At 65.1% G+C, this 6,399-nt stretch carries 6 protein-coding genes and 1 other RNA gene; 6 read left to right on the top strand and 1 reads right to left on the bottom strand.

Translation table 11 applies throughout. The features are described from left to right. The first annotated feature begins 170 nt into the window (after positions 1 to 170). The 6 genes from prfB to ASF54_RS03120 all read left to right on the top strand — a co-directional run bounded on the left by prfB (position 171) and on the right by ASF54_RS03120 (position 5,196). Positions 171 to 1,277 (top strand): peptide chain release factor 2, encoded by a 1,107-nt coding sequence (gene prfB, locus ASF54_RS03140; protein WP_055958709.1) that lies wholly within the window; start codon positions 171 to 173, stop codon positions 1,275 to 1,277. A gap of 177 nt (positions 1,278 to 1,454) precedes the next feature. Continuing rightward, positions 1,455 to 2,279 (top strand): cell division ATP-binding protein FtsE, encoded by an 825-nt coding sequence (ftsE, locus tag ASF54_RS03135; RefSeq protein ID WP_084815901.1) that lies wholly within the window; start codon positions 1,455 to 1,457, stop codon positions 2,277 to 2,279. Beyond that, positions 2,276 to 3,190: a permease-like cell division protein FtsX gene (ftsX, locus tag ASF54_RS03130; RefSeq protein ID WP_055958706.1), complete on the top strand. Its 915-nt coding sequence runs from the start codon at positions 2,276 to 2,278 to the stop codon at positions 3,188 to 3,190. The genes ftsE and ftsX overlap by 4 nt, the downstream gene beginning before the upstream one ends. 202 nt (positions 3,191 to 3,392) lie before the next feature. Beyond that, on the top strand, positions 3,393 to 3,914 hold the full coding sequence (gene smpB / locus ASF54_RS03125) for an SsrA-binding protein SmpB (protein WP_055958703.1): 522 nt from the start codon (positions 3,393 to 3,395) through the stop codon (positions 3,912 to 3,914). Positions 3,915 to 4,024: 110 nt separating this feature from the next. Then, positions 4,025 to 4,401, top strand: a transfer-messenger RNA (tmRNA) gene (gene ssrA / locus ASF54_RS16010). A gap of 126 nt (positions 4,402 to 4,527) precedes the next feature. Continuing rightward, positions 4,528 to 5,196 (top strand): DedA family protein, encoded by a 669-nt coding sequence (locus ASF54_RS03120; protein ID WP_055958700.1) that lies wholly within the window; start codon positions 4,528 to 4,530, stop codon positions 5,194 to 5,196. 345 nt (positions 5,197 to 5,541) lie between these two features. Here ASF54_RS03120 and ASF54_RS03115 read toward each other — a convergent pair whose 3' ends face one another. Continuing rightward, positions 5,542 to 6,372, bottom strand: a complete 831-nt coding sequence (locus ASF54_RS03115; RefSeq protein ID WP_055958695.1) for an inositol monophosphatase family protein — start codon at positions 6,370 to 6,372, stop codon at positions 5,542 to 5,544. Positions 6,373 to 6,399: the final 27 nt, after the last annotated feature.

Raw genomic sequence — 6,399 nt, 5'->3', positions numbered from 1 at the left:
GGGTGTTGTGAGGTGTCGGCGGGTGCTGAAGCACCCGCCGACTCTCAAGAACACCCGCCGACTCCGGTCGGGGCGAGGAACACCCGCCGACTCCGGTCGGGGCCGAGGAACACCCGCCGACACCAGGGCGGCCCCGACCGTGCTGGCACCGAACGGTAAGCTCGATAACTATGATCGAGCTCGACTTCTCCGACCGGATCGCGGCCCTCCGCTCCACCTTCGCCGACATCAGCGCCGTGATCGGTGTGGAACGTCTCGAGAGCGAGATCGCCGAGCTCGAGCGGCAGGCCTCGGATCCTGATCTCTGGAACGACACCGAGAACGCCCAGCGGGTCACGAGCGATCTCAGCCACCGCAAGTCCGAGCTCGACAAGATCACCACGACCGGTCAGCGTCTCGACGACCTCGAGGTGCTGGTCGAGATGGCCAATGAGGGCGACGACCAGGAGTCGGCCGACGAGGCGCAGGTCGAGCTGAAGAACATCCAGTCGATGATGGACACCCTCGAGATCCAGACGCTGCTCGACGGCGAGTACGCCCCCCGGCCCGCCGTTATCACCATCCGTGCAGGGGCGGGCGGCGTCGACGCGGCCGACTTCGCCGACATGCTCCTGCGCATGTACCTGCGCTACGCCGAGCAGCACGGCTTCAAGGTCAGCGTGATGGACACCAGCTACGCCGAAGAGGCCGGAATCAAGTCGGCCACCTTCGAGGTCGACGCTCCCTACGCGTTCGGCACGCTCAGCGTCGAGGCGGGCACGCACCGCCTGGTACGAATGTCGCCGTTCGGTGCGGCGGGCAAGCGCCAGACGAGTTTCGCGGCCGTCGAGGTCATTCCGCTGATGGAAGAGACCGAGTCGATCGACATCCCCGAGAACGACATCCGCGTCGACGTGTTCCGCTCGTCGGGCCCAGGCGGCCAGTCGGTCAACACGACCGACTCGGCGGTTCGCATCACGCACATCCCGACCGGCACGGTCGTCTCGATGCAGAACGAGAAGAGCCAGATCCAGAACCGCGCCGCGGCCATGCGCGTGCTCCAGTCGCGCCTCCTCCTCCTGCAGAAAGAAGCCGAGAACGCGAAGAAGAAAGAGCTCGCCGGCACCATTACCGCGAGCTGGGGCGATCAGATCCGCTCCTACGTGCTCGCTCCGTACCAGATGGTCAAAGACCTCCGCAGCGAGTACGAGGTGAACAACCCCTCGAACGTGTTCGACGGCGACCTCGACGGCTTCATCTCGGCCGGCATCCGCTGGCGTAAGCGCTCCGACGACTGAGCCGCAGCGGCAAGGGTTACTGGGGCGGGCGAGCGTGAGACGCGGGCCCACAGATCCCGACAGAACCGAAGGATCCGCCTGCCGGTTCCCCCTGGCCGCTCCCAGCCAATTGCGAGGCTCGCCGAGGGGGCGCGCCTGCACTGAATCGTCGCTCCCGCCACCTATCGTTGCCCCGTCATGATTCGCTTCGATGAAGTCTCCAAGTTCTATGCCGGCAACCCGCGCCCGGCGCTCAACGGCGTCACCCTTGAAATCCTGAAGGGGGAGTTCGTCTTCCTCGTCGGCGCCTCGGGTTCGGGTAAGTCGAGCTTTCTGCGTCTCGTGCTCAAGGAGGAGAAGCCCTCGAAGGGCCAGATCCACGTGCTCGGCCAGCGGCTCGGCACGCTTTCGAGCCGCAAGGTGCCGTACTTCCGCCGCAATCTCGGGGTCGTCTTCCAAGACTTCCGCCTGCTTCCGCAGAAGTCCGTCTTCGACAACGTCGCGTTCACGCTTCAGGTGATCGGCAAGAGCCGCGGCTACATCCAGGAGGCCGTTCCCGACGTGCTCAAGATGGTCGGGCTTGCCGGCAAGGCTCAGCGCCTTCCGCACGAGCTCTCGGGCGGCGAGCAGCAGCGCGTCGCCATCGCTCGCGCGATCGTCAACCGCCCCGCGATCCTCCTCGCCGACGAGCCGACCGGAAACCTCGACCCCTCGACCAGCGCCGGGATCATGACTCTTCTCGACCGAATCAACGCCTCGGGCACGACCGTGCTCATGGCCACCCACGACGCCGGAATCGTCGACCAGATGCAGCGGCGAGTGATCGAGCTGTCTGGCGGCAACATCATCCGCGACGAGCGCTCCGGCGGGTATCAGACGCAGGCGGTTCCCATTCAGCAGGTCGGCCAGGAGGGGGCGCAGCCGCGCGTGCAGGGCGTTCCGACGCAGACCGTGCCGGCGCCGCGCCTGGATCCTGAATCCGTTGCTCAGCAGTCCGTTCCCGAGTGGGGAGCCGACAAATGAGGCTCCGTCTTGTGCTCAGCGAGGTCGGATCCGGCCTCAAGCGCAACCTCTCGATGGTCATCTCAGTCGTGCTCGTGACGTTCATCTCGCTCACGTTCGTCGGCACGGCGGCTCTGCTGCAGTTGCAGATCAACCAGATGAAGGGCTATTGGTACGACAGGGCGCAGGTCGCCGTGTACCTCTGCACCGACACCGACACCACCGGAAACTGCACGGGCGCCAAAGCGACGACCGCGCAGAAAGACCAGGTCGAAGCCCAACTGCAGTCGTCGACGCTGAAGCCGTACATTCAGAAGTCGTACTTCGAGACGCAGCAGGATGCCTACGACCGCTTCAAGAAGCAGTTCGCCGACAGCCCCGCAACCGAGTTCGTGCAGCCGTCGTACCTCAACGAGACCTTCTGGGTGAACCTCAAGGATCCCTCGCAGTCCGACATCCTGATCGAGAGCCTCTCCAACCAGGCGGGTGTGCAGAGCGTCGTCGATCAGCGCGGTTATCTCCAGCCGATCTTCTCGGTGCTGAACGCCGCGTCGTACACGGCGATCGGCATAGCCGTCTTGATGCTGATCGCGGCCGTCTTGCTCATTGCCACGACGATTCGCCTGTCGGCGTTCAGCAGGCGGCGGGAGCTCGGAATCATGCGGCTGGTGGGGGCGTCGAACCGGTTCATTCAGACGCCGTTCATCCTCGAGGGCGTGATCGCGGCGCTCGTGGGCTCGGTGTTGGCGGGTGGGGCCATGATCCTGATCGTGAAGGTGTTCGTGCGCGGGTACCTCGCTGAGAACTTCGCGTCGACGCCGTTCGTCACGATGGGTGACACCTACGTGGTCGTGCCGCTGCTGATCGTGATCGGTGCTGCGCTGGCCGCTCTCTCGGCAGGTGTCGCGATCCGCCGCTACCTCAAGGTGTAGCTGCCGGTTCTCCGAATTTGAAGGAGATCCTGCCCGGCCGCGAAGACTTTGTGCGGATCGGGCGGGGTCGCTGCCGGGTTTCTCCTTCGAATTTGCACAGGCCCGGTCGGTCGGGGAGAACGTCGGTGGGCGCATATACTGTAAGGCTGCGCTCGAAAGCCGGGTGCAGGATCCTGCCCGACGTATCTCGAAGGAGACGACCATGGCAACCGACTCTTCTTCCAGGCCCATCTCGAAAAAAGGCGTGTCCGATCGCGACCGCGGCGAGAAAGTGGTCGCGAGCAACCGCCGTGCGCGCCACGACTACCTCATCGACGACACCTACGAGGCCGGCATCGTGCTCTGGGGCACCGAGGTCAAGGCGCTCCGTCAGGGCCGCGCTTCGCTGATCGATGGCTACGCCTTCATCGAGGGGGGCGAGATCTGGCTCGACGCCGTGCACATCCCCGAATACACCGAGGGCACCTGGAACAACCACGCGCCCCGACGCAAGCGCAAGCTACTGATGCACAAGCAGCAGATCATCAAAATCAGCCACAAGACGAAAGAGGGCGGTTACACGATCGTTCCTCTTCGTATTTACTTCGCCGATGGCCGAGCCAAGGTCGAGATCGCGGTCGCCAAGGGTAAGCGCGAATACGACAAGCGGCAGACCCTGCGCGAACGGACCGACCGACGCGAGGCTGACCGGGCCATGTCGGCTCGACGGAACATGGGCGACTAACGTAGACTGGTTCCCTGCCGAAGACCGGGTGATCTACCGATCAGTGGCAGATTGCCTTTGGGCAAGACGAACCGCGACAACTCCACAGAGCACGACAGAGACCCACTCGAGGGGATGATCGGTTTCGACATCGCCTGTATGCGAACGAGAAGCGGGTCGAGGATCCAGGGTTATCTCGTAAACGATCTCTGGAAAACAATAAGTGCCAATAAATCGCGCACTGACTTCGCTCTCGCTGCGTAAGCAGTAGAGCCACATAAGTCCGTCAGACCGGAGACCGCCTTCTATCCGGAGCCTGACGTCATCTAGAGGGCTTGCTGTGTCACTACGCCAGAGGGTGACACGGGACTTAAACTCGGGCTGGGCTCGTCCACCTAGATGCCGGTAGCAAAGGTGGGGGCCAAGTAGAACGACTCATCCGGCTACACCCGTAGAAGGCGTTCAATCTCAGCGATGGACGGGGGTTCAATTCCCCCCATCTCCACCATCGGTCTCTGTCGTGCTCCGTGAATGTCTCCGGATCCGAGAAGGGCGTCCCACACGGGCGCCCTTTCTTTGTGCGCTCTACGCAGGTTCTGCGGGGTTTCTGATCGAGTGCTGTCAGGATTGCGGCATGCTCCTCGACCCTCAGGCCCTGCTCGAAAACCTCGGCCCCTGGGCCCTCGCCGGCCTCTCTCTCATCATCTTCATCGAGTCGGGTGTTCTGTTCCCCTTTCTGCCGGGCGACAGTCTGCTCGTCACAGCCGGCCTCCTGCACGACAAACTCGGCCTCGCCGTCGCGACGATTGCCATCTGTGCATTCGTCGCCGCATTCCTCGGCGATCAGGTGGGCTACTTCCTGGGGAGTCGATTCGGGAGGCGTCTCTTCAAGCCGAACGCCCGGATCCTGAAGACCGAATACCTCGAGCGTGCCGAAGTCTTCTTCGCTCGCTACGGCGGACCGGCGCTGATCCTCGGGCGGTTCGTGCCGATCGTGCGCACCTATGTGCCCCTCGCTGCCGGAACGAGCCGGTACAAATACCCCAAATTCTTGCTCTTCAACGTGATCGGCGCGTTCCTCTGGGCGGTGGGCCTCACCGTGATTGGCTCGCTGCTGAGCGGGTTCCCGTTCATCACGGAGCACATCGACATTCTGGCCATCGTGATCGTGGTGATCTCGGTCGGCCCGATCGTGGTGCACGCGCTGATCGAGCGGCGTCGGGCGAAGCGGGTCGGTGGTGCGGGTGCGGGCGCAGCCCCGTCCTCGGACGGTCGGTCGGTGGAGTCGCGCCCCGAGGTCTAGCCCCGCCGGGGGTGCAAGACTGTGAGGCGCCCCGGGTTGGCCAGATAACCCCCTGATGCCAGGCCCGATCTGGCCAGGCGGGGGTGCGTCACCCCGCTGAGGGGACCTGAACCCCCGTGCGGGCCGAGGAACCCCCGTGCGGCGGGGCAGAATGCCCGGCCGGGGGTGCGAGTGGGTGAGGCACCCCGGGTTGGCCAAATAACCCCTAGATGCCAGGCCTGATCTGGCCAGGCGGGGGTGCGTCACCGCCGCGAACAGGTCAGGTGAGCGGAGCGGGCCCGGTCGGCAGCGTCCTGGGCGCTCCGAACCTCCAGCTCATCAGCGTGGCGGTGGTCGACGTGAGGGTCACACGGAGTCACGCGGTGAGGTCGAGACCGGCGCCACGGCGGCGACCACGGCATCGTGCAGCCGGCCGTTCGTGGCCAGGGCGCTTCCGTGCCAGATTCCGTCACCGCCGTCGATGCCGCCGAAGCGTCCGCCGGCCTCGGTCACGATCGGGCAGAGGGCCGCCATGTCGTACGGCTGCAGGTCGAATTCGCCCGAGATGTCGATAGCGCCCTCGGCGACGAGCATGTACGACCAGAAATCGCCGTAGGCACGCGTGCGCCACACCTGGTCGGCCAGCGCGAGAAGGTTGTCGACCCGCCCCGCCTTCATCCAGTACTGCAGGCCGTTGTAGCTGAGCGACGCGTCGGCAAGAGAATCGATCGCCGACACTCGCAGGGGAGTGGCGGCCTTGCCGATGTCAGAACCGAAGGATCCGGCTCCTGCCGACCCCCACCACCGTCTGCCGAGCGCCGGCGCGCTGACCACCCCGACCACGGGCTCGCCGTCCACCACGAGTGAGATCAGTGTGGCCCAGATCGGCACGCCGCGGAGGAAATTCGCGGTGCCGTCGATTGGATCGACGATCCACTGCCTCGTGCTCTCGCCGGCGCGGCCGGACTCCTCGCCGTAGAAGGCGTCGTGGGGTCGCTCGGCCTCGAGTCGAGCCCGAATCGCGCGCTCGACAGCCTTGTCGGCGTCGGTGACGTGGGTGTGGTCGGCCTTCAGTGAGACGTCGAGGTCGGCCGCCCGGTAGCGGGCGAGCGCAATGGCGTCGGCCTCGTCTGCGAGGAGGAGCGCGAGGGCGAGGTCGGCTGAGTGATCGGGGGCGGTGTCGTCTTCGTGGGCCACCCGATCAGCGTATCGGTCGCGGTCTGC

It is taken from the genome of Frondihabitans sp. Leaf304, assembly GCF_001423105.1.
Taxonomy (GTDB): domain Bacteria; phylum Actinomycetota; class Actinomycetes; order Actinomycetales; family Microbacteriaceae; genus Frondihabitans.
Note: the sequence above shows the minus strand (reverse complement) of the source record. Positions and strands in the feature narration are given on the sequence as shown.